Annotated in this window: 31 protein-coding genes and 1 tRNA gene; 17 read left to right on the forward strand and 15 right to left on the reverse strand. The window is 69.3% G+C overall.

The window, feature by feature from the left end; all coding sequences use genetic code 11:
- Positions 1-139: 139 nt before the first annotated feature.
- Positions 140-1,366 carry an orc1/cdc6 family replication initiation protein gene (locus E4P24_RS03565; RefSeq protein ID WP_004065096.1) on the reverse strand — a complete coding sequence of 409 codons (1,227 nt, stop codon included), beginning with the start codon at positions 1,364-1,366 and terminating at the stop codon, positions 140-142.
- A 765-nt stretch (positions 1,367-2,131) separates the two neighbouring features.
- Here E4P24_RS03565 and E4P24_RS03570 point away from each other — a divergent pair.
- From E4P24_RS03570 to E4P24_RS03585, 4 genes are read left to right on the forward strand one after another with little or no spacing between them, the layout of a single operon-like run.
- Positions 2,132-3,094: a DUF4129 domain-containing protein gene (locus E4P24_RS03570; RefSeq protein WP_004044300.1), complete on the forward strand. Its 963-nt coding sequence runs from the start codon at positions 2,132-2,134 to the stop codon at positions 3,092-3,094.
- Positions 3,091-3,663, forward strand: coding sequence for a hypothetical protein (locus tag E4P24_RS03575; RefSeq protein ID WP_188148123.1), 573 nt, complete (start codon positions 3,091-3,093; stop codon positions 3,661-3,663). The genes E4P24_RS03570 and E4P24_RS03575 overlap by 4 nt, the downstream gene beginning before the upstream one ends.
- On the forward strand, positions 3,660-4,928 hold the full coding sequence (locus E4P24_RS03580; RefSeq protein ID WP_115802219.1) for a DUF58 domain-containing protein: 1,269 nt from the start codon (positions 3,660-3,662) through the stop codon (positions 4,926-4,928). The genes E4P24_RS03575 and E4P24_RS03580 overlap by 4 nt, the downstream gene beginning before the upstream one ends.
- Positions 4,916-5,422: a hypothetical protein gene (locus E4P24_RS03585; RefSeq protein ID WP_188148124.1), complete on the forward strand. Its 507-nt coding sequence runs from the start codon at positions 4,916-4,918 to the stop codon at positions 5,420-5,422. Before E4P24_RS03580 ends, E4P24_RS03585 begins: the two co-directional genes overlap by 13 nt.
- 33 nt (positions 5,423-5,455) lie before the next feature.
- Here E4P24_RS03585 and E4P24_RS03590 read toward each other — a convergent pair whose 3' ends face one another.
- A complete protein-coding gene (locus tag E4P24_RS03590) occupies positions 5,456-6,406 on the reverse strand; it encodes a MoxR family ATPase (protein ID WP_004044296.1) in 951 nt (316 codons plus the stop codon).
- 198 nt (positions 6,407-6,604) lie between these two features.
- Here E4P24_RS03590 and E4P24_RS03595 point away from each other — a divergent pair.
- Positions 6,605-6,689: transfer RNA gene (locus E4P24_RS03595), tRNA-Ser, on the forward strand.
- Positions 6,690-7,015: 326 nt separating this feature from the next.
- Here E4P24_RS03595 and bluB read toward each other — a convergent pair.
- A complete protein-coding gene (gene bluB / locus E4P24_RS03600; protein ID WP_004065082.1) occupies positions 7,016-7,672 on the reverse strand; it encodes a 5,6-dimethylbenzimidazole synthase in 657 nt (218 codons plus the stop codon).
- A 105-nt stretch (positions 7,673-7,777) separates the two neighbouring features.
- Here bluB and E4P24_RS03605 point away from each other — a divergent pair, with 105 nt between their 5' ends.
- Together E4P24_RS03605 and E4P24_RS03610 are read left to right on the forward strand one after the other, a co-directional pair.
- Positions 7,778-7,927 carry a hypothetical protein gene (locus E4P24_RS03605; RefSeq protein ID WP_170076453.1) on the forward strand — a complete coding sequence of 50 codons (150 nt, stop codon included), beginning with the start codon at positions 7,778-7,780 and terminating at the stop codon, positions 7,925-7,927.
- 137 nt (positions 7,928-8,064) lie between these two features.
- Positions 8,065-8,244: a hypothetical protein gene (locus E4P24_RS03610; RefSeq protein ID WP_115802221.1), complete on the forward strand. Its 180-nt coding sequence runs from the start codon at positions 8,065-8,067 to the stop codon at positions 8,242-8,244.
- Between the two features lie 69 nt (positions 8,245-8,313).
- On the opposite strand, the gene E4P24_RS03615 is transcribed toward E4P24_RS03610, so the two are convergent.
- Complete coding sequence (locus E4P24_RS03615; RefSeq protein ID WP_004044292.1) at positions 8,314-9,852, reverse strand: (R)-citramalate synthase; 1,539 nt, start codon at positions 9,850-9,852, stop codon at positions 8,314-8,316.
- 207 nt (positions 9,853-10,059) lie between these two features.
- Positions 10,060-10,407: a DUF192 domain-containing protein gene (locus E4P24_RS03620; protein ID WP_004044291.1), complete on the reverse strand. Its 348-nt coding sequence runs from the start codon at positions 10,405-10,407 to the stop codon at positions 10,060-10,062.
- Between the two features lie 102 nt (positions 10,408-10,509).
- Here E4P24_RS03620 and E4P24_RS03625 point away from each other — a divergent pair, with 102 nt between their 5' ends.
- The 3 genes from E4P24_RS03625 (at position 10,510) to E4P24_RS03635 (ending at position 13,794) form a co-directional block, all read left to right on the forward strand.
- Positions 10,510-11,052 (forward strand): hypothetical protein, encoded by a 543-nt coding sequence (locus E4P24_RS03625; RefSeq protein WP_004065076.1) that lies wholly within the window; start codon positions 10,510-10,512, stop codon positions 11,050-11,052.
- Positions 11,053-11,152: 100 nt separating this feature from the next.
- A complete protein-coding gene (locus tag E4P24_RS03630) occupies positions 11,153-11,704 on the forward strand; it encodes a GMP synthase subunit A (protein ID WP_004044289.1) in 552 nt (183 codons plus the stop codon).
- A gap of 176 nt (positions 11,705-11,880) precedes the next feature.
- Entirely contained in the window at positions 11,881-13,794 is a 1,914-nt protein-coding gene (locus E4P24_RS03635; protein ID WP_188148125.1) for a DUF2070 family protein, read from the forward strand.
- A gap of 111 nt (positions 13,795-13,905) precedes the next feature.
- Here the strand turns inward: E4P24_RS03635 and E4P24_RS03640 are convergent, their stop codons facing one another.
- From E4P24_RS03640 to E4P24_RS03665, 6 genes are all read right to left on the reverse strand, one after another.
- Positions 13,906-14,112 carry an HVO_0649 family zinc finger protein gene (locus E4P24_RS03640; RefSeq protein WP_144860029.1) on the reverse strand — a complete coding sequence of 69 codons (207 nt, stop codon included), beginning with the start codon at positions 14,110-14,112 and terminating at the stop codon, positions 13,906-13,908.
- A gap of 180 nt (positions 14,113-14,292) precedes the next feature.
- Positions 14,293-14,547: a DUF3194 domain-containing protein gene (locus tag E4P24_RS03645; RefSeq protein WP_006600635.1), complete on the reverse strand. Its 255-nt coding sequence runs from the start codon at positions 14,545-14,547 to the stop codon at positions 14,293-14,295.
- The gene (locus E4P24_RS03650; RefSeq protein ID WP_004044285.1) at positions 14,548-14,931 is read right to left on the reverse strand and encodes a prefoldin subunit beta; all 384 of its coding nucleotides are present in this window, start codon (positions 14,929-14,931) and stop codon (positions 14,548-14,550) included. It abuts the gene before it with no gap.
- Positions 14,932-14,974: 43 nt separating this feature from the next.
- Positions 14,975-15,244: a KEOPS complex subunit Pcc1 gene (locus E4P24_RS03655; RefSeq protein WP_115802224.1), complete on the reverse strand. Its 270-nt coding sequence runs from the start codon at positions 15,242-15,244 to the stop codon at positions 14,975-14,977.
- A gap of 1 nt (position 15,245) precedes the next feature.
- The gene (locus E4P24_RS03660; RefSeq protein ID WP_004044283.1) at positions 15,246-15,380 is read right to left on the reverse strand and encodes a DNA-directed RNA polymerase subunit P; all 135 of its coding nucleotides are present in this window, start codon (positions 15,378-15,380) and stop codon (positions 15,246-15,248) included.
- A gap of 34 nt (positions 15,381-15,414) precedes the next feature.
- Positions 15,415-15,684 (reverse strand): hypothetical protein, encoded by a 270-nt coding sequence (locus E4P24_RS03665; protein WP_004044282.1) that lies wholly within the window; start codon positions 15,682-15,684, stop codon positions 15,415-15,417.
- Between the two features lie 102 nt (positions 15,685-15,786).
- Here E4P24_RS03665 and E4P24_RS03670 point away from each other — a divergent pair, with 102 nt between their 5' ends.
- On the forward strand, positions 15,787-16,812 hold the full coding sequence (locus tag E4P24_RS03670) for an NAD-dependent epimerase/dehydratase family protein (protein WP_188148126.1): 1,026 nt from the start codon (positions 15,787-15,789) through the stop codon (positions 16,810-16,812).
- A 38-nt stretch (positions 16,813-16,850) separates the two neighbouring features.
- Here E4P24_RS03670 and E4P24_RS03675 read toward each other — a convergent pair whose 3' ends face one another.
- Positions 16,851-17,576, reverse strand: coding sequence for a DUF2103 domain-containing protein (locus tag E4P24_RS03675; protein ID WP_008609097.1), 726 nt, complete (start codon positions 17,574-17,576; stop codon positions 16,851-16,853).
- A 125-nt stretch (positions 17,577-17,701) separates the two neighbouring features.
- Between E4P24_RS03675 and E4P24_RS03680 the strand changes: the two genes are divergently transcribed.
- Entirely contained in the window at positions 17,702-18,514 is an 813-nt protein-coding gene (locus E4P24_RS03680) for a hypothetical protein (protein ID WP_188148127.1), read from the forward strand.
- A 43-nt stretch (positions 18,515-18,557) separates the two neighbouring features.
- Here E4P24_RS03680 and truD read toward each other — a convergent pair whose 3' ends face one another.
- Together truD and pth2 are read right to left on the reverse strand one after the other, a co-directional pair.
- Entirely contained in the window at positions 18,558-19,949 is a 1,392-nt protein-coding gene (gene truD / locus E4P24_RS03685; protein WP_188148128.1) for a tRNA pseudouridine(13) synthase TruD, read from the reverse strand.
- Complete coding sequence (pth2, locus tag E4P24_RS03690; RefSeq protein ID WP_004065043.1) at positions 19,949-20,287, reverse strand: peptidyl-tRNA hydrolase Pth2; 339 nt, start codon at positions 20,285-20,287, stop codon at positions 19,949-19,951. Before pth2 ends, truD begins: the two co-directional genes overlap by 1 nt.
- Positions 20,288-20,382: 95 nt before the next feature.
- Here pth2 and E4P24_RS03695 point away from each other — a divergent pair, with 95 nt between their 5' ends.
- The 4 genes from E4P24_RS03695 (at position 20,383) to E4P24_RS03710 (ending at position 23,480) form a co-directional block, all read left to right on the forward strand.
- Positions 20,383-21,123, forward strand: coding sequence for a Yip1 family protein (locus E4P24_RS03695; RefSeq protein WP_115860348.1), 741 nt, complete (start codon positions 20,383-20,385; stop codon positions 21,121-21,123).
- A gap of 129 nt (positions 21,124-21,252) precedes the next feature.
- The gene (dcd, locus tag E4P24_RS03700; protein ID WP_004065038.1) at positions 21,253-21,840 is read left to right on the forward strand and encodes a dCTP deaminase; all 588 of its coding nucleotides are present in this window, start codon (positions 21,253-21,255) and stop codon (positions 21,838-21,840) included.
- Entirely contained in the window at positions 21,837-22,736 is a 900-nt protein-coding gene (locus E4P24_RS03705) for a thiamine-phosphate synthase family protein (RefSeq protein ID WP_188148129.1), read from the forward strand. Before dcd ends, E4P24_RS03705 begins: the two co-directional genes overlap by 4 nt.
- Positions 22,737-22,748: 12 nt before the next feature.
- Positions 22,749-23,480: a class I SAM-dependent methyltransferase gene (locus E4P24_RS03710; RefSeq protein ID WP_188148130.1), complete on the forward strand. Its 732-nt coding sequence runs from the start codon at positions 22,749-22,751 to the stop codon at positions 23,478-23,480.
- A gap of 134 nt (positions 23,481-23,614) precedes the next feature.
- On the opposite strand, the gene E4P24_RS03715 is transcribed toward E4P24_RS03710, so the two are convergent.
- The gene (locus tag E4P24_RS03715; protein ID WP_004065032.1) at positions 23,615-24,538 is read right to left on the reverse strand and encodes a sulfide-dependent adenosine diphosphate thiazole synthase; all 924 of its coding nucleotides are present in this window, start codon (positions 24,536-24,538) and stop codon (positions 23,615-23,617) included.
- Positions 24,539-24,628: 90 nt separating this feature from the next.
- On the opposite strand from E4P24_RS03715, the gene E4P24_RS03720 reads away from it, so the two are divergent.
- Positions 24,629-26,137, forward strand: a complete 1,509-nt coding sequence (locus E4P24_RS03720) for a 2-oxo acid dehydrogenase subunit E2 (protein ID WP_188148131.1) — start codon at positions 24,629-24,631, stop codon at positions 26,135-26,137.

Consider the following 26,137-nt stretch of genomic DNA (forward strand, 5'->3'; position numbering starts at 1 on the left):
GTCCAGCACACCGCCCCCCGAAACATCATGTCCCGAGACACCACGCTCGGAGCACCACATCCCGGACACCACGCCCGGAGCACCACATCCGTGACACACTACCTCGGCACGTCGATTCGGGGGCCGCGTCGCCGTGGGGTCAGGCGGCCTCGGCCTGCGTCGCGGTCTTCCGAATCTCGTCGAGGACCGAGTCGAGAGCGAGCACGTCGGACAGCGCCTCCATCGCGCTGGAGAACGGCACGTCGAGCGCGTAGCTGTAATAGTTCCCGCGCGAACCGGTTCGGTTCTCCTCGGCCGAGAGGATGCCGAGCATCCGGAGGTCCGAGAGGTGGTTGTGGACCGACCGCTGGGCGAGCGGGTCGATGCCGGCGGAGTTACACAGCCGGAGGTACTCCTGATAGAGGTCGCGCATCCGACACGGCGTCTCGTCGTGGGCGGCCTTCGAGACGACCGCGAGGAGGGCGAAGTGGCCGTTTTCGGTGAGTTCGCGCATCCCCTCGACGACGCGCTCCTGTTCGAGTTTCTGCCGGGCGATGTCGACGTGGTCGAGCGTGATTCGCTCGTCGTCTTTGTTCTCGGCGTGTTCGCCCGCCAGCCGCAGGAGGTCGAGCGCCTGCCGCGCGCTCCCGCTGTCGCGGGCGGCGAGCGCCGCACAGAGGTTGAGCACGCCCTCCTCGCAGGCGTCTTCTGCGATGGCGACCTCAGCGCGCGATTCGAGGATGTTCTGGAGCTCGGGCGCTTGGTACGGCGGGAAGTGGAGTTCGCGCTCGCAGAGCGTGTCCTGCACGCGCGGGTCGAGTTGGTCGTGGAACTTGAAGTCGTTCGAGATGCCGATGAGGCCGACCTTGGCGTCTTCGAGCTTGCCGTTCGAGCGCGCCCGCGGGAGTTCGTAGAGGAGTTCGTCGCGGTCGCCGATGGAGTCGACTTCGTCGAGGACGATGAGCACCGTCCCGCCCACGTCGTCCAACTCCTGAAACAGCTTCTTGAAGACGGTCTGTTGGGGGTAGCCGGTCGAGCTAATCTCCGCACCGGGCGGTCGAAGCTCGTTGACGAGTTCGACCGCCACCTGATACGAGGAGTTGAGCGTCTTGCAGTTGATGGAGATGACGCTGAGGTCCACGTCGTCGTACTGCGAGACGTCTTCGAGGAGCATTTCCAGAAGGAACTCGGTGACTGCGGTCTTCCCCACGCCGGTGTTTCCGTACAGGAAGACGTTGTTCGGCTCCCAGCCGTCGACGACCGGTTGGAGCGCGTCCATGTACTCCGAAATCTCGTCGTCGCGCTCCTCGATGCGCTCGGGCTTGTAGGACTCCCCGAGGGCGTCCTTGTTGGTGAAGACGTTTTGTTTTCGCTCGAACCGGCGCATTAGCGTCGGTCCGTTGTAGCGTCCCCTTATTTAAAACCCCGATTTCATCTGATTCATGTGAATTGTGACGACGACGGTATCGCCGGAGTCGGACCGCGTGTTCTCGTCTGGAACCGCCGTCTCTCGGTTGATGCTTGCTCACTCTATACTGGCCCATGTTATCGTATTTCGTGGGTCATGTGAACTCGTTTGAACAGACACACACCATGTTTGCAAGTGAAGGAGAGCACGCGAGAGTAGCTAGTAGAACAACAGAGCACGCGTTCAACTAAAGCGTTGACATGTTTCGGTGCTCACGGTGTACGTCTCGGTGGGAAGCGTCTCCCGTTAACGAGGCGTAGACGGCCTCAATCGGAGTGAATCACCTGAAATGGTGGTGGGTGACGCGCGACGAGTCCCGTTCGAGGTTCACTTGCACCGGTGCTCTCCCCGCGCAGTCGCCGGTCCCACCCCCTCCGCGGCGTCACCGCGCTTCACGTGCAACGGTGGTGTCTGTGGGTACGCCGCGACCATCGCTTCCCCCGCCAATTCACTTGCAAACGTGGTGTGTGGGTGTCGGACCGCGGCTTTCGCGTTCCGCCGCGGCGACCCATTCACTTGTACGGCCGGTCTGTCCAGTCGCGTCGTCTGTGACCCTTCGGCACCGCCGACACGGCGCGACCGACGCTCCGCTCGACTCGACTGGTCGACGGGGTGACAGTCGTCCCGCCGGCGACGGCCCCGCCCCTCGAAATGTCTTTACCTCGGATGCTGTTACCTACCCCCGTGGACCGTTCCGCCCTCCGCGCGCTCGCACTGGCCCTCCTCGCGGTCGTCGCCCTCTCGGTCGTCGCCGCCACCATCGATTCGACCGTCGTCTCAAGCGGCGGCCCAGTCGGCTTCGGTGGCGGCGAGACCGGCGGCGCGGTCGCTGGAGACACAGACGAGACCGGCACCCAACCGTCCGGTGATTCGTCCGGCAGTCTCAGCATCCCGACGCCGTGTTTCCCGTGGTTGCTCTCACCCGGAGTCCTCGCGGTCGTCGCCCTCGTCTTCGTCCTCCTCGGCGCGTACGCCTACCGGGAGACCGGCTCTCTGCTTCCGCCCCTCGCAATCTTCGCGGCGGTCGGGCCGCCGGTCGTCCTGCTTTTCGCCCTCCTCACGGGATGTCGCCGCGAGTTCTCGTTTTCGTCTCGTGCCGCGGCCGCCGCGCGAAACGTGTCGTTTCTCCCCGCCGGCGGCGGTGGTAGTCTCGGCCAAGGCGGGAACGCGGCGCAGAGCGTCTCACCGCCCACGGTGCTGTTCGGCCTCTTGCTCGCCGTCGCCCTCGCCGTCGCGGCCTTCATGCTCGTCACCGGGACCGGCGACTCGCCCGCGGCCGACGACGAAGTCACCCCCGCCGACGAGGACGAGGGGTCGAACGTCGCCGCCGTCGGACGGGCCGCCGGGGCCGCGGCCCAGCGCATCGAAGACGGCGACGCCGACGTCGAAAACGAAGTGTTCCGCGCGTGGGGTGAGATGACCGCGCTCCTCGACGTGCCGAACCGTCGCGCTGCGACGCCCGCCGAGTTCGCCCACTCGGCCGTCGACGCCGGGATGGACCGCGACGACGTGGACGACCTGACGACGCTGTTCGAGGAAGTCCGATACGGCGGCTTCGAGGCGACGCCGGAGCGGGAGCGCCGGGCGGTCGACGCGCTCAGAAGCATCGAACGCGCCTACGCCGACTCACCGGAGGGCGACCGATGACGCTGACGCGTCAGCTGTTCTTGCTCGTCGGCGTCGTCGCCACGACCGCCGGACTTGCGGTCGTCGCAGGCGTCTCCTTCGGCCTCGAACTGACGGATATCTTCCTCGGACTCGTCGCGGCGCTCGCGGCGCTCCAGGGGCTTCGGTACGTCCAGCGCCGCCGCGATACGCCCTCGAACACCACGGTTACCGACGACCCGGAAGCGCGGATTTCGGTCCCGGTGCCCGGAGCCGACTTCGACGACGACCTCGTGTCTGCGATGGGTCAGGGCACCCGCTGGGCCGCCCGCGAGCGCGTCGTCGACCGCCTCGAAACGCGGGCCAAGGAGGCGCTCGTCGCCCGCGGCGGTCGCGCTCCCGAGGAAGCGGCCGCGCTCCTCGAAACCGGCGGGTGGACCGACGACCCGGTCGCCGCGCGCTTTCTCGGCGCGTCCGTCTCGATTCCGCTCCGACAGCGCGTCCGCCTGTTTCTGTCCGGCCGGTCGTCGCTCACCGACCGCGCCGAGCGAGCCGTCGCCGCGATAGAACAAGTCGGCACTACCGACGGCCCCGCGGGTGAGCGCCGATGAGCCACGGGTTCGACACCGAACGCTGGACCGGCCTCGACGGCCTCGTCCTCGTGGCGGCCGCCGCGGGCGTGTTCACCCGCGAATCGTCGCTGCTCCTCGCGGCCGGCCTCGGCGTCGTCGTCCTCGGTTACGTCCGGGTCGCGGCGATTCCCGAGGTGTCGCTCCGAATCGAGCGCGACCTCTCGGACGCGACGCCCGACCCCGACGACGAGGTCGAAGTCACGCTCCGCGTCACCAACGAGGGGTCCAGCACGCTGTTCGACCTCCGCGTCGTCGACGGCGTGCCGCCGGCGCTCGGCGTCGTCGACGGTTCCGCCCGACTGGGGACGGCGCTTCGACCGGGCGCGACCGCGACCGCGACGTACACGGTCACGGCCGTCCGCGGCGAGCATTCGTGGGACGAGACGGTCGTCGTCGTCCGCGACCCGAGCGGGGCCGTCGAGTCCCGCGAGACGGTCGACGCCGAGACGACGCTCCGGTGTGAGCCCGAACTCGCCGCGACCGCCGACCTGCCGCTTCGGGGCCTCACCTCGAAGTACGCCGGCCGCGTCGAGACCGACGTGCCGGGGTCGGGACTGGAGTTCGCCTCCATCCGCGAGTACCGCCACGGCGACCCGATTCGGCGCATCGACTGGAACCGCCGCGCCCGCACGGGCGAACTCGCCACGGTGGAGTTCAGAGAGGAGCGCGCGGCGTCCGTCGTCCTCGTCGTCGACACCCGGTCTGAGGCGCACGTCGCCCCCGACGACGAGGGGGAGACCGCGGTCGAGCGCTCCGTGGACGCCGCGAGCGTCGCCTTCTCGGCACTCCTCGACGGCGGCGACAGCGTCGGCGTCGCCGCGTTCGGCCCCGACGAGTGCTGGCTCGCCCCCTCGTCGGGCGTCGACCACCGCGCCCGCGCCCGCCGGCTGTTCGCGACCCACCCGGCGTTCGCGCCGACGCCGCCGGACGGGGCCTTTTTCCCCTCCGTGGCCGTGCGCCGACTCCGGCGTCGACTCGCCAGCGACGCGCAGGTCATCTTCTGCTCGCCGCTCGTGGACGACTACGGCGTCTCGGTCGCCCGTCGGTTGGAGGCCTACGGCCACGCCGTGACGGTCGTCTCGCCGGACCCGACGACGACATCGACCGTCGGCGCGCGCCTCGCACGCATCGAGCGCGACCTGCGGCTCCGCGAACTCCGGGGGAGCGGCCTCCGCGTCGTCGACTGGGGTGACGAGTCCCTCGGTGTCGCGCTCGCGCGGGCCGAAGCGGGGTGGTCGCGGTGAGCGAAATCACCCGCCAGCCGACCCGGACGGGGACCGCACTGGCGCTGTCGGCCGCCGGATTCGCCATCCTCGCGCTCGGCTTCACCACGTCGACGGCGGCGGTCGGCGGCCTCGCCGCGACGGTCGCGCTCGCCGCCGGACTGTTCAGCGGCTCGCGGCGCGTCGTCGACGCCGCGGGCGGGCTGTTTTTCCTCTCGCTCCTCTTTGCGGGCGCGAGCGGGGCCGGGGCGGAGGCGCTGTTGCTCGCCGCGGTCGGGTCGATACTCGCGTGGGACCTCGCGGACAACGCGCGCTCCGTCGGCGCACACCTCGGCCGCGAGACCGACACGCTCCAGCTCGAACTCGTCCACGCGGCGGCGACGCTCGTCGTGCTCGCGGTCGGCGCGGCCGTCGTCTACGGCGCTGACCGGGCGGCCGCCGGCGGCCAGCCCATCACGGCCGTCGTCTTACTCTTGGTCGGCGTCGTCGCGCTCGTGGCGGTCGTGGCGCGCTGAGCCGTGTCCGCCCCACGCCTCACGTCTCCCGCCTTACTCCAGCGTCGGCACGGTCACTCGACCGAGCACGTCGTCGACGACGTCCGATTTCCGCACGTCTTCGACCCGCGCGTCCGGCGTCAGGACGAGGCGGTGAGCGAGCACGGACTGCGCGACGCGCTTTACGTCGTCGGGCGTGACGAACTCGCGGCCCTCGATGACGGCGCGGGCGCGGGTCGCCTCGAACAGCCGTTGGGTCCCGCGGGGGGAGACGCCGATGCGGACCCGGCGGTCGGTTCGGGTCTCCCGCGCGAGCTTCGCCATGTATTCGAGCAGGTCGTCCTCGACGCGGACCGACTCGGGCGCGCGGCGGATGGCGGCGACGGCGTCGCGGTCGAGGACGCGCTCGACGCTCGGGCTCTGATCGCTCCGGCCCGCACGCCGGTGGAGGAGTTCGACCTCGCCGTCGAGGTCGGGGTAGCCGATGGCCGATTTCACGACGAACCGGTCGACCTGCGCCTCGGGGAGGGTGAACGTCCCCTCCTGTTCGACGGGATTCTGCGTCGCGATGACGAAGAAGGGGCTCGGGAGCTGGTGTGTCTCGCCGTCGACGGTCACCTGTCCTTCCTCCATCGCTTCGAGGAGGGCGGCCTGCGTCTTCGGCGGCGCGCGGTTGATTTCGTCGGCGAGGACGACGTTGGCGAAGATTGGCCCCGGCGAGAACTCGAAGGTCCGCTCGCGCTCGTCGTAGATGTTCGTCCCGGTCACGTCGGCGGGAAGCAGATCCGGGGTGAACTGCACGCGGGAAAACGACAGCCCGAGCGCGGTGGCGACGCTCCGCGCGGTGAGCGTCTTTCCGGTTCCCGGAACGTCTTCGAGGAGGACGTGGCCGCGGGCGAGGACGCCCGTCAGGACGGTTTCGAGGAAGGCTCGGTCGGCGATGACGGCCTCCGAGATGGCGTCGAGCACCTCGGAGCACGTCTCGCTGGCCGTGTCGATGTCCATACACCACCCGGGTCTGCGTGCGACTTATTCCCATTGGTCGGTGGCGCTCTGGTCGGTCGCTCGTCGGTCGTCGACTCCGCCCGTCCCGCCCGGACGCAGTTGGGCCAGAGACCCGCCGACCGCATCCGTGTGACTCTCCGCCGCGGCCCTCGGAAATCGAAACGGATTAAACTATCCGCGAGAGAGACAACGATGGAAGCCGAGGTAGCCTAGCCCGGCCAAGGCGGTAGATTCGAAATCTACTGTCCATTCGGACACGTGAGTTCAAATCTCACCCTCGGCGCTTCTCGCGGCCACAACGTTCCGAGCGGCGCGTCTCGTCGCGCCGCGACTCCGTGGCCGCGTGTGCAACGTCCTGAGATTTGAATCAAGGAGCGACCGCATGGGAGCGACTGCGGTTCAAATCTCACCCTCGGCGCTTCTTCCGAACGTCACCCCGCGAGAGACGTTCATGTCTCTCGCTCCGCGTGACGAGGCTGTGCGACGACCCGAGATTTGAACCAGCGAGCGAACGCAGTGAGCGAGTGAGGTTCAAATCTCACCCTCGGCGCTTCTCGCGGCCACAACGTTCCGGGCGGCGCGTCTCGTCGCGCCGCGACTCCGATTCTCTCAGTCCGACGTAGACTCCCACTCTCCCCAGTGAACGAGTTCGCTCGTGTCGATGCGCTCGCGCCAGCCCTCTCGTTGGAGGACCGGCTCCTCGGGAAAGCCGTCCTCGGGATAGCCGACGCAGAGATACGCAATCGGCTCGACATGGTGCGGAATCCCGAGTACTTCGCGGACCTCGTGGGGGTAGAGAAACGACACCCAGCCGACGCCGACGCCTTCGGCCCGCGCGGCCAGCCAGAGGTTCTGCACGGCGAGACACGTCGAGTAGGCGTCCATCGCCTGCATCGTGTTGCGCCCGAGGACGTGCGGGGCGTCCCGCGTCGGGTCGCACGTGACGCAGACGTTCACCGGGGCGTCGGTGATGCCTTCCAGCTTCAACCGACCGAACTCCGACTTTCGAGGCTCTCGATAGCCCTCGCGGGCCGCCGCAATCGCACGCTCCGCGATGGACGCGACGGCCGCTTTCGTCTCGTCGTCCTCGACGACGACGAAATCCCACGGCTGCGAGAAGCCGACGCTCGGGGCGTGATGCGCGGCATCGAGCAGTCGCGCCAGCGTCTCCTCGGACACCGTATCGTCGCTGAACCGCCTGATGTCCCGCCGTGCGTAAATCGACTTGTACACGCCCGACCGCTCGCGCTCCGTGAACCCAACCATCGTTTCGATAGTCCTGACTGGCTCGCAAATCGGTTCTGATACGCCCGACGGAGCGCGCTTCACGCCACCAAAACAGTTACTAATTAGACACGAATGCCGGTCCGTATGGACACCGCGCTCAAATACAGACTCGACGTCATCATCGCCCTCCTGTTTTTGCTCGTGCTCATCGAGAGTTACCGGGTTGCCGGCTACTTCGGCGCAGCGTTCGTCGTGGTCGTCACCATCGTTCTCGTCGCCTTCGCGCCGGAGTGAGCGCTTCGAGACGCTTGCTTCGAGTGTCGTCCTCGCGTAAGGTGTGCGACACAGTGTCACGGGGCCGCGAAGTCCCTCGATTTCACTTTCACTCTCCTAGGATGCGATACATATCCCCTGCCCGCGTCAGCGAGGGTATGAGTGCGAACGCAGTAAGCGCGGACACGAGCGAACGGGACGGGACGCGACGCATCGACGTGACGACGGTCCGGACCGGCCGCGTCGCCGACTTCGCGGAGACGGAGCTCGGCGACGACGCTATCGGGTTCGAGCGCCGCGGCGGCTGGACCTACCTCGTCGCCAAAGAGACGCGGTAGTCCGGGTTCGGATTCAGTCGTCCCGGGAGCGGGAGAAAAACGCGGCCGCGACGCGACAGGGTCGTCTTCTCAGTCGTCGGCCGACGCGGGCGTCGGCGACGTGTGGTTCGGCGCGAGCAGCCGGTCCAGCGCGTCCACCATCGCCTGGACGCTCGCCCGCGTGATGTCGGCGTGCGACGCCGCGACGGAGACGCTTCGGTCGCCGAGCGACATCGTCACCTCGACGGTCACGACGGCGTCGGTGCCGCCGGTGATGGCGTCGACGTGGTACTCGTCGAGTTGGGCGTCGGCGTCGGGGCCGAGCGCCTCGCGGACGGCCTTCACCGCGGCGTCGACCGGGCCGGACCCGGTGCCGGAGGCGACGCGTTCCTCGCCCTCGACGCGGAGGCGGACGCTCGCGGTCGGCGTGCCGCCGCCCGAGGCGGCCGTGAGGTCGAGCAGTTCGACCTGTCGGGCGCGCTCGCGGCCCTGAACGTCCTCTGCGAACGCGAGGAGGTCGGCGTCGGTGACGCGCTTGCCGCGGTCGCCGAGTTCCTTCACGCGCTCGACGACGGCCGCGACTTCCTCGTCGGTGGCGTCGACGCCGTGTTCGTCCAGCGCGGCCTTGACGCCGGCGCGCCCGGCGTGTTTCCCGAGGACGAGGCGGCGCTCGCGGCCGACCGTCTCCGGCGGGTACGGCTCGTACATCGCGTCGTCCTTGAGCGTCCCGTCGGTGTGGATGCCGCTCTCGTGGGTGAAGGCGTTCTGGCCGACGACCGCCTTGTTCGGCGGGAGCGAGACGCCCGTGGCCTGTGCGACCTTCTGGGCCAGCGCGTACAGTTCGTCGAGCTTCACCGACTCCACGTCGTAGCAGTGGTCGAGCGCGATGGCGACCTCTTCGAGCGCGACGTTGCCGGCGCGCTCGCCGATGCCGTTGACCGTGGTGTGGACGAGGTCCGCGCCCGCGGCGAGGCTGGCGTGGACGTTCGCCATCGCGAGGCCGAGGTCGTCGTGGGTGTGCGTCGAGGTCGGGCCAAGCTCGGAGAGTCGGGAGACGACCTCGTAGGTGTGTTCGGGGCTCGTGTGGCCGACCGTATCGGCGAAACAGAAGCGGTCGGCACCGGCGTCGTGGCTGGCGCGCGCGAGCGATTCGAGGAACTCCGGGGCGGCCCGCGAGCCGTCCTCGCCGATGACCTCGACCCAGAGGCCGTGGTCCTTGGCGTAGGCGACGAGTTCGTCGGTCGTCTCGACGACGTCCTCGCGGGTCGTCCCGACTTTCGACTCGACGTGGCGGTCGCTCGCCGGCACGACGAGCGTGACGCCGTCGACGTCGCAGTCGAGCGCGAGGTCGACGTCGTTCTTGACGCCGCGGGCGAAGCTCGTCACCGTCGCGTCGAGGCCGAGCGACGTGACGCGCTTTATCGTCTCGCGCTCGCCGGGGCCGGTGCAGGCGCTCCCGGCTTCGATGTAATCGACCTCCGCGCGGTCGAGCGCGCGGGCGATGTCGGCCTTCTGGGTCGGCGTCAGCGAGACCCCGGGGGCCTGCTCACCGTCGCGGAGCGTGGTGTCTAAGAGCTGTACTGAATCAGAAGTGCGTAGCTCGGGGGTCTTCCCGAATCGTTCGTTCACGGTAGAATCGTGTCCTTGTGGGTTAGAACCGTCGAATTTCACAGCCAGCCGTCTCGCGACGACTTACTCTATCCTCCGTCGGTGTGGTAGGTTCCGACATAGTAGTTGAACACATTTGTCGATGAAGGGATAAAAGAGATGGTTCCGACAGAAATTGGTGTCTCTCCGGGGACCGCGCTGGACGAGCGTTGCTTCGAGACCGTCGAGTCACTCCGCAATCTCGACCAGGTCGCCGGGTTCGACGCCGTCGGCCGCGCCCGCGGGGAGTTCGACGACGGTGTCGGCCATCCCGAAGCCGATACCCGTCCACGCCGACAGCCGCTTTTTCTTCGTCACCTCGTCGCCGACGAGCCAGAGCGCGTCGATGTCGAACGGGACGAACACCATGTGGAGGCTGTGGCGGTCGGCGTCGTCGAACCGGAAGACGAGGGCGTAGTCGTCCGGCACGGAGCCGCGGAACATCAGCCCGCGCGCCTGCGAGAGAAACGAGTCGGCAGTCTCGACGTTCGACGCGAGGGTCGATTGCGCTCCGTTCTGTCGGTGAACGAGTCTCACGGAGCCGGCTTCGACGGCGGACGTGATGAATCCACCGCCGGGCCGTCGGTTCGTCCGCCGTCGAGAGCAACGTTTAGGCCCGCCCCGCCCCGAACCCGGTCCATGGAGCGGACGCCGACAGGGACGCCCGTGGGGGTCGACGACCCCTACGACCACGCCGGCCGCTGCGACCACCTCACGAGCGACGGCGCGTGCCGCCTCGCCCGCGAGTACGCCGACCGCGACCCGGCGTTCGCCCGCGAGCGCCGCCGCGCGGACTACGACTGCGTCGCGGCCGCGGAGGGCTGTGACTTCCGCGACTGCCCGCACTACGCCTCGACGACGAGCGGCCGCGAGTGCGTCCGCTGCGGCCTCGAAGAGGTCCGCATGGCCCACGATTCGACCGCTCGCCCGCTCCTCGAAGCACACCACCTCTCGTACGGCGGCCGCGGCGGTGACGGCAGCGGCGACGGCGACGAACCATCCCACGAAATCACGGTCGCGCTGTGTCGGTGGTGTCACACGAAGGTTCACAAGTCGTTCGCCCGCATCGACGACGACGCCGCCCCGGACGTCGAAGCCATTGCCGAGCGAGAGGGCCGCCGGACGAAGGAACTCGACGAACTCGGGTTCCAGACGGCGCGGGACCGCGCCGGCGACGAGTGAGGCGCGACCCGACCGGCCCGACGCGCCAATCTGATGCACGGATACGCGCATCTCGACCGTTCTTCGATTGACTTTTAGGCACGGTGGTCCAATCCGGGACATGACCCGCATCGTCGTCATCGACAACCACGGGCAGTTCACCCACCTCGAACGGCGCGCGCTCCGCGACCTCGGCGTCGACACCGAACTCGTCGACAACGACACCGACCCCGCGGACATCGACGCGGACGGTATCGTCCTCTCCGGCGGCCCCGACATGGACCGCATCGGCCGCTGTCCCGACTACCTCGACCTCGACGTGCCCGTCTTGGGCATCTGTCTCGGCATGCAGATTCTCGCGGAAGAACTCGACGGCCGCGTCGGCTCCGGCGACTACGGCGGCTACGCCGACGTGGACGTGGAAATCCTCGACGAGGACGACCCGCTTATCGGCTCGCTCGCCCCCGAGACCCGCGTCTGGGCCAGTCACGCCGACGAGGTCAAGGAGGTCCCCGAGGGCTTCACCCACACCGCCACGAGCGACGTGTGTACCATCGAGGCCATGAGCGACGCCGACCGCGACCTCTACGGCGTCCAGTGGCACCCCGAGGTCGCCCACACCGCCGAGGGCGAGGAAGTGTTCGAGAACTTCATCGACATCTGCGAGCGGTAACCGGTAGCTGAGCGGTCGGTCGCCTTCGACCGCGACCGGGTGCTCCGCGACGACTGGCTTTTTGCTCCGTCGCCGAGGCGGGAAACCGCAATCCGGCGACACGATGAAGTCTCTCACGGTCGTTCCTCGGAAGCAAGCCGAGACATTTACCGGCCTCCGTTCTGTCTGTTCGGGAAATGACCTCCACCCAGAGCGACCTCGCCGGGCTCTCGCGGTTCATCTTCCGCGCGCCCAGCTGGTACACGAGTCTCGGGTTCGCCCTGCTCGTCGCCGCGATGGCGGGTATCGGCGCGTTCGACTCCGGGGACCTCGCCGGCTCGTGGCGGGGCATCTTCTTCCTCGGGAGAGACGCTTGGGAAGGCATCTTCTTCATCGGGATTCCGACCGTCGTCGCGGCGTTCGGCACCACCGGCGTCGACCGGTTCGTCGGCGGGAAGCTGACGCACAACCGCTCGTCGCTCCTCGCGCTCGCCGGCGAGGTGATTATCGTCACGTTCCTCACCGGGGCCGCCATCGTCTCCGTCTTCACCGGCCTCGGTCAGACGTTCATCTTCGACGCGCTCGTAATCGCTCTCGCGTCGGTGTTCGCCTTCCGCCTGCTCATCGTGATGGCCGTCTCGCGGTCGTCGCTGCTCATCGCGGCGGTCCCGGCGAGCATCCAGACGCTCACGTCAGCCGCGCTCCTGTTCGTTTACAGCGGCACGCTCCGGTTCTTCGAGGTCGGCGGTCCCATCCTCGACGCCTATCTGATGCCGTATCTCGCCCGCCCCGACCGGGCACCGCCGGAGCTGTCGGCCATCGCGCTGAGCCACTTCCAGCTCCTCGCGATTACCTGCGTGATGTACGCCCTCGGGGTCTACGTCTTCCTCCGCATCGTCGACCGCCCGTGGCGTCGCGGCCTCGGCGTGTCGGTCCTCGACTTCATCCGCGGCTTCATCGGCCACATCGCCGAGGGAACCCGCGAACTGGAGGACTTCTTCGAACAGCTCGGCCAAGAGGCAATCGTCCCCGTCACCGTGCTCTCGTTCGAACGCGACGACGGAACCGAGAAGGCCCGGTTCGTCCTGCCGATGATTCACCCCGGTCCGATGGGCGAAATCGGCGGCGGCAACTTCCCCGAGCGCGTCGCCCGCCGGGCGGAGGGGCTCGTGTTCCCGCCCCACGCGACCGCGGGCCACGACTTCAACCTCGTGACCGAACGCGAGGTCGACGTGGTCCTCGACGCGGCCGACGACGCCTACGAGCGCATCGAGTACAGCCCCGACGTGACCGAAAGCGTCCGCGTCCAGTCCGGCGACGCGAAGATGCTCGGCCAGCGCTTCGGTGACGACGCGCTGCTCGTCTCGACGTACGCCCCGCAGTTCGCCGACGACGTGGAGTACGCGGTCGGCCTCTCGGCGTCCGCCGAGGCTCGCACCACGGGCCTGCGGGACGTGCTTCTCGTCGACGCCCACAACTGCAACAACGGGCTTCAGGGACCCGACCTCGGCCACGTCACGCCGGGGAGCAAGCGCTCGTTCGACATGATTACCGCCGCCGGACTCGCGGGCGAAGAACTCTCCGCCTCGTTGCGCGGGTCGCTGTCGTTGGGAACGTCGTTCGACCCGACCGACTGGACGCCGCGGGAGGGTATCGGCCCGCTGGGCATCCGCGTGGCCGCGACGACCGTCGGCGACCAGACGACCGCGTACGTCCTCATCGACGGCAACAACATGGAACCGGGCCTGCGCGACCGCATCGTCGAGGGGCTGACGACCGGGCCGAACGCGAAAGCCGACGTGGCCGAGGTGATGACGACGGACACCCACATCGTCAACACCGTCGAGGCGGAAAATCAGGTCGGCGCGGCCATCGACCACGACGAACTCCGCGAGACCATCGACCGCCTCGTCGACGAGGCGCTCGCGGACACCGAACCGGTCGTCGCCGGCATGGCGACCGAGCGCGCCGAGGTGACCATCTTCGGCAACGACCGCACCGAGACGCTCGCCAGCCACGCTAACGTCGTCGTCTCGATGGGCGGGGCGCTCGCGCTCGCGCTCATCCTCGCGGCGATGGCCGTCAGCCTGCTCGTGTTCTTCCTCGCGTAGGCGACGCTGGCGGCGCGTCGCCGTCCGGCGCTCCCGCTCTCCTCTCGTTCTCTGCGGTTCCGGCGTCGCCACTCGCGAGTCGATTCCAGCGACGAGCAACCCCCCGCCGCACTACTTCAGCGAGAGCGTCCGCGTCTCGATTGCGCCGCAACTCGGACAGACCCGCCGGTAGAACACGCTCGACCCGGTCGTCTTGGCCGACCACTCGCCGTCGTCGTCGGTGAAGCCACATTTCGAACAGGTGAGGTCGGCGTCGCTGTATCGCTCCCGCAACCGGTCCAACGCGGTCGTTCCTCTCGGCGTCCTTCTAATTGACATACGGTACCATACACCACTATCATGTTTAATTGTGTCGGGCGGCTCCGCACCGAGTCGTGGTGATACTTGCGGAATGCGAAACCGATGTCCGACTCTCTCGTTCGGTTCGCGCGCCGGCCGGCACAGCGCCGCCGCTCACCGGACAACATCGAGTGCGGGGGGTGCCCGCGAGAACGTCCCTTACTCCTCGTCGGCGGCCGCGAACAGTTCGTCGACGGCCTCTTGGGCCGTCAGCGCCGCCTCCTCGGCGACCGCCTCCGCGTCGTCGGCGTCGTCGGGCGCGTTGACGTACACGTCAACGTCGAGGACGCCGTCTTCGAACGTCACGGTGACGTCGAAGTCCTTGACGCGCGACTGCTTGAAGCGGGCGAAGATGAGGCCTTCAGCCGCTTCCGCGGCGGTTTCGACCACTTCTTCGTCCGTCGGCTGTGACATTTACGCGCCGCCGGGGCCCATCGGACCCGCGCCGCCCGCGCCGCCCTGAAGCATCTGCTGGAGCTCTTCTTGCAGGCTCTCGAACTTCTCCTGCACGCGCGTCTCCTGCTTCGTGAGCTGCTCGACGCGCACTTCGAGGCTCTCGACCTTCTCTTCGAGGTCGTCTTTGGCCGACTCGTAGTCGGTCTCGATGAGGAGTTCGCCGACTTCGCGGTACATCTGCGAGTCGCCGTCGATCTCTTCGAGCGTCGTGAGCGCCGTCTGCGCCTCGTTGAGCGCGCTCTCGGAGGACTGCTTCTGCTCGGAGACGTTCTGGGCGGTCTCCTGAAGGTTCTGCAGTTCTTCGAGCTTCTCTTGGGCTTCCGGCGGTAGGCTTCCCTGCATACCCGAACCGACGGGACGCCGGCCCTAAAACACCCGCGGTCTCCTACGCGGACTCCGACTGCGCCTCACCCGCCGAAGCGACGCGCTCTGCGGTCTCTACGAGGCGTATCCACGAGTTCACGCCCGCGCGGAGTGCGACGAGGTCGCCGGCCTCGACGGTGACGACGACGGTCCGTCCCTCGCGGGCGACGCGCGCACCGGACCGGGCGTCGTCTATCTCGCCTTCCTCGACGGCGACGCTGCGCTCGACGACGCGCGCGCGCCGCTCGTCGGGGTAGTCGAATTCGAGCGAAGCGCTGTGCGCGGGGCGCACGCTACTCGACGGCGACTTCTTTGACGTTAGGCGACCGCTCTTTCAGCAGGACGCGGTGGCCGCAGTACGGACAGCGGACGCCACCGAACTCGTCCAGTTCGACATCGCGCTTGCACCGGGAACACTTGTAGCTCATTGTGAAGATGTAAAGCGTCGAGGCTACTTGTGGGTTATTCGTCCTCGCCGGTGAGCGCGGCGCGGATGGAACGACGGACCTGCTTGCCGGCGGGGGTCTGCGGGCGGTAGGTGCCGCCGGTGAAAATCTCGCCGGTCTCCTCGTTCTTCCAGACGCCGGTTTCGACGCGAGTGACGTCGTCGCCGTCGACTTTGGAGTTGCGCATCTCTGCTTCGATTTCCTTGACGCGGCGTCGAGCGACGCGGCCGTACCGAGCGCCGAAGCGCCCGGAACTACCGACGGATCGTGCCTTCTTGTCGGCCATAGTACCGCGAACTACCTCGCCGGTATGGATAAACCCTACGAGTCGTCTCGGGACCTGACGGGCCTAGACACCGCTTTGTCGCCGGCGCGCGTACGGGGGACCATGACACAACACGTGGTGGTGGGTGCCGGTCCCGTCGGACTCGCGGTGATGGAACAGCTCCGAGAACGCGGGGCGGACGTGGCCGCGGTGACGCGTCACGACCCCGACTTCCTCCCCGAGGGCGTCGAGAGCCGCCTCGCGGACGTGCTCTACCCCGACCGCGCCGTCGCCGCGTTCGCGGACGCGGACGTCGTCTATCACTGCGCCAAACCGCCGTACGACCAGTGGCCCGAACTGTTCCCCGACCTCACCCGCGGCATCGTCGCGGGAGTCGAAGCCGCCGGCGCGCGCCTCGTCGTCGCCGAGAACCTCTACATGTACGGCCCGGTGCAGGCTCGTCTCTCCGAGGACCTCCCGTACGCCGCCACCGGCCCGAAGGGACAGGTCAGAGCCGAGTGCGCCGACATCGTCCTCGACGCCCACGAGGCGGGTCGCATCGAGGCGACCATCGGCCGCGCCAGCGACTTCTTCGGCCCGCGCGTCCGCGAGTCGGTCGTCGGCGAGCAGGTGTTCGGGGCCGCCGTCGCCGGCAAGCGTGCGAAGGTGTTCGGCGACCCGCGACTCGCCCACACCTACACCTACGTCCCCGACTTCGCGCGGGCGCTCGTCCTCCTCGGTGAGCGCGACGAGGCGCTCGGCGAGGTCTGGCACGTCCCGAACCCCGAGACGGTCTCGACGCGCCGCTTCGTCAACCTCGTCTACGAGGCCGCCGACGTCGACCCCGGCTTCCCGCACATCATCGCCGCGCCGGGGGTCGCGCTGACGCTCGGCGGCTACCTGGGCGCGCCGCTGAACTACCTGAGCGCGCCGCTGAAGGAACTCTCGGAGATGCGCTACGCCTTCGAGGAGCCGTACGTCGTCCGCGACGCGAAGTTCCGCGACACGTTCGGTGACGCGGTCGAACCGACGCCGCTGGAGGACGCCATCGCCGAGACGGTCGCGTGGTTCGAATCACAGCGCGAGGCCGACGAGACGGAGCCGATTCACATCGAGACGGCTCCCGAGGGCGCGACCGAGTCGGCCTGAGTCGCCCACTCGATTCCGGCCTCGGCGCGCTCACCCGCCTACTCGTCTTGGAGCCCGTCTTCGCGCAGCGCCTCGTTCAGGTCGTCGCGGACGCGCTCGCCCGTCTCGCGGTTCATCGCCGTCGTGACGATGCGGTTCTCTTGGACGCTCGACCCGTCGCGGAGCAGGAGCCTGACGTTCCCGTTGCCGTCGGCGCGGGTGACCTTCGCCCGGAGGCCCGTCCGCGACCCGGTGCCGCCGGCGTCGATGGGGCCGGGGATGACCTTCTTGACGTGCGGATGGCCGGCGACGACGCCGATTGCCCGGCGGCCCCGTCGTCCGCCGATGAGCGTGCTGTGGCTCCCGCCCAACTTTTCGGCGGGCGGGATATCGACGACCTCCAGCGCCCGCTCGCCGCGGGTGTCGAGGACGCGCTGGACGGGGTCGTCGTCGGAGACGCGGTAGAACTCGTGGTGGAGTTGCGCGCGCGTCTCGCGGAGCGGGGCGCGCTCGCCCGCGGCGTACACCGTCTCGGGGCGCTTGCGCCGAATCTCGTCGGCGACGAGGCCGGCGAAGTTCCGGAGTTGGACCACCTTCGTCTCGTCGTCCGACTCGGGTATCGTCGTGACCGTCGTCTCGCCGAGCACGTCTTCGTCGTCGAGGAACGTCAGCGTCGCGCGGTCGGCCGCGAAGACGGCCACGACGGCGTCGCAGTTGGCGGTGTTGCAGGTGAGACAGTAGTCTCCCGGCTTCTCTAACGGATTTCCACACCGCCGACAGTGCATATCGACGTGTCGGACGTGCGCGTACAAAAGGCCGTTTATGCGGGTCGAGATGGACGCGCCGCGACTCCCGCCGCGGACTCGCCCGGCGAAACATATTCGTTCCCGTGTCCGAGACTCCACTTCGTATGCGCCGCCGGGCCCTTCTCGCGTCGCTGTCGCCGCTCGCGCTCGCCGGTCTCGCCGGACTGGTCGCGCTCGCGCTCGACCCCGAGACGACCGTCCGTCTCGCCACGCAACTTGGCCAATCGGCGCTCGATACGGGCCGGGGTGTCGCCTCGTATCTCGGTCGGGCCGCGCCGCTTTCGACGGCGCTGTTCGCCGCCCTCGCGTGGGTCGCCGCCGGGGGCTTCCGCGCCTTCGTCGCCCACCGCGACCCCTCCGATACGCGGACGACCGCCGAACACGCGTTCGCGCTCGTCGCCTCGGCGACCGTCCCGCTCGTGGCCATCTTCGCCCGCGACCGGCCGGTCGTCGTCGCCGGCGCGGGCGTCGCGCTCCTCGCCGGCGCGGGAGCCGTCTTCGCCGGCCGCTCGAACGCCAGGGGCGTCGTCACCGGGTCGCTGTACGCGGTGGCTCCCGTCGTCGTCGGCGGCGTCGTCGCGTCCCTCGTCGCCGGCCCCGCGGTCGCCCGAACCGCCACGCTGGCGCTCCCGCTGGCCGTCGGCTACGCGCTCGGCGTCGCCAGCGCCCGCGGCCGGCTCCGCCTCGGCGCGGCGGTCTCGGCGCTCGCCTTCGCCGTCCCCGCGTGGACGTACTTCCCGCCGGCCGCGGAGGCTGCCGGCTTCCAGCCGGGAATCGTCGGTCTCGCTCTCGGCTTCGCGGTCGCCGCGACGCTCCTCTCGCTTCCGTTCGCGGCCATCGGCTACGCGACCACGCGCACCGCGGACGCCGAGCGACAGGCGGGAGCCAGCCCCGCCGCGAGCGCCGTAGAACAGTAGATTCGCGTCTCGGTTCGATTGTACGTTCGGTCTCGATTCGTTTTCAGAGGTCCAGCGGGCCGGCCTTCAGATACTCGCGCATCACGGCCGTCGCGTACGAGCCGTGGGGAAGCGCGAAGTCGAAGACGAGGTCGTCAGCGCCGCCAGCGGCGTCGGTGTCGGCGTCGTCGTCGCCGCTCTCGCGCTCTACGTCGAGGTCGGTGCGGACGAGAATCGCCCGGCGCGTCCCGGTCGACCGGAAGTTGCCGGGGAGGTCGAAGTCGCCCGGTTCGAGGTCGAGGTCGTCGAGGACGGCCCGCTCGATGTCGCCCTGTTCGCCCTCCGCGAGTTCGGTGTCGGTGCCGACGAGCGGGGCCGTGACGAACGCGCGGCCGCGTTCGATGTGGCGGCTCATGACGTCGATGCGGCGGCCCGTCGCGGTCTGGAGTCGGCTCACGTCGGGGAGTTCCAGCCCCTCGGGCGCGTCGCGGTCGGCGAAGCAGACCACGTCGCCCTCGACGGGTTCGTCGAACGGGAGGCCGCGGTCGAGGCGCTCCGAGAGCATCCGGTTGAACGCGTAGGACTGCGCGGCGTTGACGAACAGTCGCTGGAGGTTCGACGGGACCGATTCGAGCGCGTTGCGCCAGTCCTCGTCGGTCTCCGCGCCGTCCTCCGCGAGGCGGTGGAGCATGCCGCGCTCGTAGCCGAGGTAGCCCGGAATCCGGTCGAGCGCGCGGTGCCAGTCGGGGTCGGCCGACGCGGCTTCCTCGTCGACGACGGCGCGACCCGCCTGTGTCTCCTCGGGTTCGTCCTCGGTCGGTCCGCCGCAGTACGCCAACACGGCCTCGCGCCACTCGCCGCGGACGACGTGGAGACCGACTGTGTGGGTGATGGGGCGGATGCTGCCGAACCGCTGGTGGCCGAAGAAGTTCGGAACGCCCACGCGACCCTCGCGGCCGCCGAACTCGGTGAGCGCGTCGGTGACGGCCGCGGCGTTGTCGGGGGTCTCGGGGTCGCGGACGCGGATGCGGAAGCCGTTGCCCGCGAGGTCACCGAAGTCAAGCGTGCGGCCGAGGCGACCGACGACCTCGATGTCGGCGTTCGGAACCTCCGGCACGTCGGCGGCGTCACCGCCGTTGACGGTGAACAGCTGGGTCGTCACGGCGTGTTTGTCCTTCGTGCCGGCCCACGAGACGCGCTCTCTGCTCGCGTCGAGTTCGTCAGAGAGCCGGCCGGCGAAGTCGTTGGTGTCCCAGCCGCGGAGCGTGACGCGGAGGACGAGGTTCGGGAAGTCGCCGGTCGGCGCGTCCGGCGGGCGGACGTTCAGCGAGTCGAGTTCGAGTTCGCGCACGCGGAAGTCCTCGGGGGCGACGCGGAGGCGGCCGCCGACGCCGTCGGCGTCGCTCACGTAGCTGTCGATGCCGACCGCGCGCTCGAGCGGGTGTGCCTCGCGCATCAGTACAGCGAGAGGTCGCCGGTCACGCGGTCGATGTCGTCGTCCTCGGCGGGGCCGACGGCGAGCGCCGTCACCGTGCCGGGGTCGAGTTGCGTGTGTCCCGCGTCGCGGATGATGGCGTGGGGGATGCCCGCCCGCTCAGCCTCGTCCGCGAGCTTGAACAGTTCGGACTCGCCGTTGGCCTTGAGGACGACCTTCTTCTGTCCGCCGCCCTTCCAGCGCTTCCGGGTCTGCGAGTCGGTGTCCTCGTAGGCGGACAGCGAGGCGTGGGCGACCTGCGCGGCGAGCTTTCCCCGGCCCATACCGAGGTCGGCGCGTGCGACGATGGCCTGTTTCATGCCCGCTACTCCCCGCCGACGCGGTAAATGTCCTCCCATCGCGGGCGTCGCGCACGAGCAAAAGACATTTCAGCGACATCTCCGTGGTCCGACCGATGGCAGGTCCCCGAACCCCCCTCCGCAAGCCGCGCGAGTACTTCGCGTCGCGGCCGCGACCGCTCGACACTGGGCGGGCGCTCGCCGTCGTCGCGCTCGTGACGCTCGTCGTCGCGGCCGCCACCGGCGCTATCCTCGTCACGTTCACCCAACAGCTCGACCAGCGTGTCAGCGTCGACAACCCCGAACACGCCCCCGAGTTCATGTGCGAGAACTACGAGGAAGGCGGCCCGTTCGACGACATGGACGCGCCGGCGGGCTGTGACCCGTCGGTCCCCGAACAGCTCGACGAGCGCCTCGGAGACCTCGTCTGGGACGAAATCTCGTGGGTCCCGTGGGCGATGCTCCTCGGCGTGCCGCTGTTCTGGCTGTTCGAGGGGGCGATGCTCCACCTCGGCACGTCGCTCGTCGGCGGCGAGGGCGGCTTCGCGGAGTCGCTGACGGTCGCCGCGTGGGGGATGGTTCCGAGCGCGGCCCGCGCCCTCGCGCTCGCCGGCTACCTCGCCTACGCCCTCCCGCGAATCGACCTCCCGTCGACCCCGGACGCCGCGGTCGCCGCGATGCAGTCCGCGCTGTCCGGCTTCGGCCTCGTCAGCGGGGCCGTCGTGGTCGTCACGGTCGCGTGGGCGACGTACGTCCGCACCTACGGGATGGCTCGCGCCCGCGACCTCGACGTGGAGTCGGCCGCGGTCGTCACCGTCGGCCTGAGCCTCGTCGGTCTCCTGTTCGAACTCCTCTGAGTCGCGTCGAGTGGATGCGTCGCTCCGGCGTCGCTCCGTTGCGTCGGGGGCGCTGCCGGCCCGCCGAGACGGGGTGTCGTCTCCGGTCGAAAGGTGGATTTACTTGTCCGCGTCGCGCTCCCTTCGAGTATGATACTCTCCGACTCGGACATCCTTTCGCGCCTCGCCGAGGGTGACCTCGTGGTCGACCCGATAGACGACGTGGATATGCAGGTCCAGCCCGCGAGCGTCGACCTCCGTCTCGGCACCGAATTCCTGGAGTTCCAGCGCACGAACATCTCCTGTATCCACCCGAACCGCGAAAGCGAGGTGTCGGAGTACGTCCGCGAGACGCACGTCCCGGAGGGCGACGACTTCATCCTCCACCCCGGCGATTTCGTCCTCGGAACGACCAAAGAGCGCGTGGAGATTCCCGCCGACCTGCTGGCGACCGTCGAGGGCCGGTCGTCGCTCGGCCGCCTCGCGGTCGTCATCCACGCCACCGCGGGCATCGTCGACCCCGGCTACGAGGGCCAAATCACGCTCGAACTGTCGAACCTCGGCACCGCCCCGGTCGCGCTCACCCCCGGCATGCGCATCTCGCAGCTCGTGTTCACGGAGATGAAGTCGCCCGCCGACCGCCCCTACGGGGTCGAACGCGGCTCGAAGTATCAGGGCCAGCGCGGGCCGCAGGCGTCGCGGCTCAGTTCCGACCCCGAGTTCGGTGGTGACGAATGAAGTTCATCGAAGAAATCGTCGTGGACGCGTTCCTGCCCACGTTCCGCGCGCTCCTCGCGGAGGACCTCCGCGACCGCGGGTTCACCCAGTCGGAGGTCGCCGAGGCGCTCGGCATCAGCCAGAGCGCCGTCTCGAAGTACGCCCACGGCGAGGTCAGCACGAACGAGCGGGTCGCCACCGACCCCCGCGTGGTCGACCTCGTCTCCCGCGTCGGCGACGGCCTCGCCACCGGCGACATGACGCCCGTGCAGGCGCTCGTCGAGGCCGAGGTCCTCATCCGCCAACTGGAGGAAGGCGACTTGCTGTCCGACCTCCACGAGGAGGAGATGCCCGAACTCGCCTCCCACGACGGCTTCCGGAGCATCCACGACCCCGAGGGTCGCCTCCGAACCGTCGAGCAGGTCCGCTCGTCGGTCCGCCGCGGCCTCCGCATGCTCACGAACACCTCCGGCTTCGCGGGGCTCATCCCGAACGTCGGCTCCAACCTCGTTGAGTCGCTGCCGGACGCTGACAGCGTGGACGACGTGGCCGCCATCCCCGGCCGCATCTTCGACGTGAAGGGCCAGGCGACCGTCCCCGGCGAACCCGAGTTCGGCGTCAGCGGCCACGTCGCGGGCGTCCTGCTTTCGGCCCGCGCCGCCGGAGCCGACGTGAACGCCGCGCTCAACATCGTCTACGACGCGGGCGTCATCGAGGACCTCGAAGCCGCGGGCTACGAGTGCATCGAGTTCGACCCCGACGCGCCGACCGACCCGGTCCGCGAACTCCTCACCGACCGCGACCTGCCGGAGACGTTCGTCGTCTACCAGAGCGGCGGCTACGGCATCGAACCCATCACGTACATCCTCGGCCCCGACGCGCCCGCCGTCGCCGACGTGGTCCGCGTCCTGCTCTGAGGCTCCCGTCCCATGACAGCCGAACAGTCCGGCTCTCGCTCTCGCGGTCGCTCTCGCTCCCGTTCCCGCTCACCCTCCGCTGTCGCCCAGTCGTTCTACACTCGGTGGGCGACGCTCTACGACGCGCTCGCCCGTCGCGCGCCCGGCGTCGGGAGCGTCCGAACCGAAGCCGCCGACGCGCTCGCGCTCGACCCGGGCGAGACGGTCGTCGAGATGGGCTGTGGTACGGGCGCGAACCTCCCGTATCTCGCGGAGCGCGTCGGCCCCGAGGGGAGCGTCGTCGGCGTCGATTTCTCCCCCGGCGTCCTCGACGTGGCCCGCGAGCGAACCCGCGAGTTCCCGCAGGTCCATCTCGTCCGCGGCGACGCGACCCGGCCGCCGGTCGCGCGCGACCTCGATGCATCGCCGGCCGCCGTCCTCGCCACCTTCGTCTCGGGGATGTTCGACGACCCCGCGGCCGTGATTTCGTCGTGGGCCGACCTCGTCGGCCCCGACGGGCGACTCTGTCTCGTCGACCTCGCGGAGACGACCGACTCGCGCTGGCGGCCGCTCAATCCGGCGTTTCGGGCGCTCGTTCGCGTCACCGCGCCACCGGGGTCGCGCACGATGCGCGCGTCGCCGACGAAGCTGCTGAACCGGCGGCTCGTCGCGGCCCATCGAGCGCTCGAATCGCGGTGTCGGGTGACCCACGAGACGACCCACGCGCTCGGCTTCGCGCGGGTTCGTGCGGGCGTCGTGGCGTAGAATAAGCCGCGTTCCGAGCGCCGCGCTGTCGCCACTTCTCGGGAGGCTCCGATGCGGCGAAAACGGGTCGGGAGCGACCCGAAAGAAGTGTCAGAGGCGTCGGGGGAACCGACAGTCGGACCGCCGGGAGGCGGTCAGTCGTCGGCGGGGGCGGGACCGGAGATGCTCACCTCGGGCGCGTCGCGGCCGAGTTCGTCGAGACAGGACTGCGCCGCCTGTCGGCCGGAGAGCAGCATGGCACCGAACGTCGGCCCCATGCGCGGCAGGTGGTGGGCCGTGGCGACGGCCATGCCGGAGGCGACGACGCCGGGGTGGACGACGCCCGTCGCGTCCACGATGCTGTCTTCGCTCTCCGAGACCCACATCGAGTCGTGGCCGGGGGAGTCGTGGCCGGGCGCGCCGTACTCGCCGTCGGCGGTCTTGTCCATGCCCGTGTTGTGTTCCTTGGCGTGTTCGATGCCGTTCACGTCGAGGACGCCGCGCTCGGAGAGCTTCGAGAGGACCACCGCGTCGTGGCCGGTCGCGTCGAGGACGAGGTCGGACTCGACCGCGATGGGGTCGACGCAGGTGAGTTCGCGCGGGAGCGCGTGGACCGGCGTCCAGTTCATGACGATGCCGCCGACGCGGTCGTCCTCGCGGAGGACGACGTCGGTGAACTCGGTCATGTTCTGTATCTTCGCGCCGGCGTCGCAGGCGGCCTTGATGAGCGCGGAACAGGCGTGCGGGCCGTCGGCGACGTACAGCCCCTCGGCCTCGTCGCTCTCCTCGTAGGGCACGCCGAGTTCGTCGAGGACGCGCTGGGCCGGGTCGCGGACGGTCACCTTGTTCATGAGGAAGCCGCCCAGCCAGAAGCCGCCGCCGAGGTAGTTGTTCTTCTCGACGATTGTCACGTCGACGCCGCGCTCGGCGAGTTCCTTGGCCGCGACGAGCCCGGAGGGGCCGCCGCCGACGACGATGACCTCCGTGTCGGTGCGCTCGCGGAACTCCTCCATCCACGAGTCCGAAATCGCGCGCGTGACCTGTGCTTCCGTCGCGTCGGTGAAGCCGTCGAACGACATACTACCTAGTGATACCACCTAGTAGTAAAATCTGGTGGTCGCGCACGCGGCGACCTAGATATATCACGGACTATTGTGTATGTTACTGTCATGGCGTACGTAGTCAAAATGCCCAAACTGGGGTTGGAGATGAAGTCCGGCGAGCTTTCGGCGTGGCTCGTCTCGGAGGGCGACGAGGTCACCGAGGGCGAGCCAATCGCCGAAATCGAGTCGGAGAAGACGACCGCGGAGATAGACGCCAAGGAAGACGGCGTTCTGCGGCGCGTCGTTCTCGCGGAAGGCGAGTCGACAGCGCCCGGCGGCGCGCTGGCAATCGTCGCCGGCGCGGACGAGGACATCTCCGGGCTGGAAGCTGACGCGGGCGTCGGTGAGGGCGAGAGCGAACCCGCCGCGACAGACGACTCCGCGGTCGACCCGTCCCCGACCGAGGCGACCGAGACGACGGAGACGGCGGCGACCGGCGGCGGGGACGCTTCGTCGCGCTCGCGCGGGTCGGACGGGGCGTCGGAGAACGGCGAGGTGCGCGCGTCGCCGCGCGCGAAGCGACTCGCGGACGACCTCGGAGTCGACCTCACGACCGTCGAAGGCACCGGGCCGCAGGGCGCAATCACCGAGAGCGACGTGGAAACCGCGGCCGACTCCGCGACGCCTGCCGAGGCCGACGACGCCGGAACCGCGACCGCGACCGCGGCCGAAAAGCGCGTGTTCGCCCCGCCGAGCGCCCGCCGCCTCGCCCGCGAACTCGGCGTCGACATCGAGGTCGTCGAGGGGACGGGACAGAACGGCCGCATCACCGAGTCCGACGTGCGGGCGGCGGGCGGCGCGACCGCGGCGGCGACCGACTCGTCGGCCGCCGGAGCCGCCACGACCGCTGCGACTGACGCGACTGCCGCGAGCGAACCGGCCGAAACGGAGCGGCCGCTATCCGGGATGCGCCGCACCATCGCCGACCGCCTCGGCGAGAGCTACCGCGAGGCGGTCCACGTCACGGTCGACCGCCGCGCCGACGCGGAGGAACTGTTGGCCGCGGCGAACGCCGCCGACGACGCTCTCGGCGTGGACGTGTCGATAACGGACGTCCTGCTCCTCGCGCTCTCGGCGTCGCTCGACGAGCACCCCGAGTTCAACGCGACCTTCGAGGACGGCGTCCACCGACTCCACGGGGAACACAACGTCTGCATCGCGGTCGATATCGACGAGGGACTCATCGCGCCGGTCGTCCGCGACGTGGCCTCGCTGTCGCTTTCCGAACTCGCCGAGACCCGCGCCGAGGTCACCCAGCGGGCGCTGTCGGGCGACTTCACGATGGACGACCTCTCGGGGGGGACGTTCACCGTCTCGAACCTCGGCGTCCTCAGCGTCGAGTCGTTCGACCCGGTCATCAACCCGCCGCAGGTCGCCATCCTCGGCGTCAACACGATTCGCCGGGAGGCCGTGCCGACCGACGACGGCGACGTGGCCGTCCGGCGGGTCATCTCGTTTTCGCTGTCGTTCGACCACCGCATCGTCGACGGGGCGGACGCCGCCCGCATGCTCGGCACGCTCGTCGAACACGTCGAGAACCCGTGGCCGCTCGTCATCGCCGCCGGCGGACGGTGA

Source organism: Haloferax sp. AS1 (assembly GCF_014530665.1).
GTDB classification, from domain to species: domain Archaea; phylum Halobacteriota; class Halobacteria; order Halobacteriales; family Haloferacaceae; genus Haloferax; species Haloferax volcanii.

Bases quoted from the DNA above. Each gene is read 5' to 3' on its own strand.
- E4P24_RS03640 (WP_144860029.1), bottom strand. From the start codon at position 14,112: ATGTCAATTAGAAGGACGCCGAGAGGAACGACCGCGTTGGACCGGTTG.
- E4P24_RS03565 (WP_004065096.1), bottom strand. From the start codon at position 1,366: ATGCGCCGGTTCGAGCGAAAACAAAACGTCTTCACCAACAAGGACGCC.
- E4P24_RS03665 (WP_004044282.1), bottom strand. From the start codon at position 15,684: ATGGCCGACAAGAAGGCACGATCCGTCGGTAGTTCCGGGCGCTTCGGC.
- E4P24_RS03650 (WP_004044285.1), bottom strand. From the start codon at position 14,931: ATGCAGGGAAGCCTACCGCCGGAAGCCCAAGAGAAGCTCGAAGAACTG.
- dcd (WP_004065038.1), top strand. From the start codon at position 21,253: ATGATACTCTCCGACTCGGACATCCTTTCGCGCCTCGCCGAGGGTGAC.
- E4P24_RS03695 (WP_115860348.1), top strand. From the start codon at position 20,383: ATGGCAGGTCCCCGAACCCCCCTCCGCAAGCCGCGCGAGTACTTCGCG.
- E4P24_RS03660 (WP_004044283.1), bottom strand. From the start codon at position 15,380: ATGAGCTACAAGTGTTCCCGGTGCAAGCGCGATGTCGAACTGGACGAG.
- E4P24_RS03645 (WP_006600635.1), bottom strand. From the start codon at position 14,547: ATGTCACAGCCGACGGACGAAGAAGTGGTCGAAACCGCCGCGGAAGCG.
- E4P24_RS03635 (WP_188148125.1), top strand. From the start codon at position 11,881: ATGACCTCCACCCAGAGCGACCTCGCCGGGCTCTCGCGGTTCATCTTC.
- E4P24_RS03675 (WP_008609097.1), bottom strand. From the start codon at position 17,576: ATGCACTGTCGGCGGTGTGGAAATCCGTTAGAGAAGCCGGGAGACTAC.
- bluB (WP_004065082.1), bottom strand. From the start codon at position 7,672: ATGGTTGGGTTCACGGAGCGCGAGCGGTCGGGCGTGTACAAGTCGATT.
- E4P24_RS03680 (WP_188148127.1), top strand. From the start codon at position 17,702: ATGCGCCGCCGGGCCCTTCTCGCGTCGCTGTCGCCGCTCGCGCTCGCC.
- pth2 (WP_004065043.1), bottom strand. From the start codon at position 20,287: ATGAAACAGGCCATCGTCGCACGCGCCGACCTCGGTATGGGCCGGGGA.
- truD (WP_188148128.1), bottom strand. From the start codon at position 19,949: ATGCGCGAGGCACACCCGCTCGAGCGCGCGGTCGGCATCGACAGCTAC.
- E4P24_RS03630 (WP_004044289.1), top strand. From the start codon at position 11,153: ATGACCCGCATCGTCGTCATCGACAACCACGGGCAGTTCACCCACCTC.
- E4P24_RS03670 (WP_188148126.1), top strand. From the start codon at position 15,787: ATGACACAACACGTGGTGGTGGGTGCCGGTCCCGTCGGACTCGCGGTG.
- E4P24_RS03610 (WP_115802221.1), top strand. From the start codon at position 8,065: ATGAGTGCGAACGCAGTAAGCGCGGACACGAGCGAACGGGACGGGACG.
- E4P24_RS03705 (WP_188148129.1), top strand. From the start codon at position 21,837: ATGAAGTTCATCGAAGAAATCGTCGTGGACGCGTTCCTGCCCACGTTC.
- E4P24_RS03590 (WP_004044296.1), bottom strand. From the start codon at position 6,406: ATGGACATCGACACGGCCAGCGAGACGTGCTCCGAGGTGCTCGACGCC.
- E4P24_RS03715 (WP_004065032.1), bottom strand. From the start codon at position 24,538: ATGTCGTTCGACGGCTTCACCGACGCGACGGAAGCACAGGTCACGCGC.
- E4P24_RS03575 (WP_188148123.1), top strand. From the start codon at position 3,091: ATGACGCTGACGCGTCAGCTGTTCTTGCTCGTCGGCGTCGTCGCCACG.
- E4P24_RS03580 (WP_115802219.1), top strand. From the start codon at position 3,660: ATGAGCCACGGGTTCGACACCGAACGCTGGACCGGCCTCGACGGCCTC.
- E4P24_RS03605 (WP_170076453.1), top strand. From the start codon at position 7,778: ATGGACACCGCGCTCAAATACAGACTCGACGTCATCATCGCCCTCCTG.
- E4P24_RS03720 (WP_188148131.1), top strand. From the start codon at position 24,629: ATGGCGTACGTAGTCAAAATGCCCAAACTGGGGTTGGAGATGAAGTCC.
- E4P24_RS03710 (WP_188148130.1), top strand. From the start codon at position 22,749: ATGACAGCCGAACAGTCCGGCTCTCGCTCTCGCGGTCGCTCTCGCTCC.
- E4P24_RS03625 (WP_004065076.1), top strand. From the start codon at position 10,510: ATGGAGCGGACGCCGACAGGGACGCCCGTGGGGGTCGACGACCCCTAC.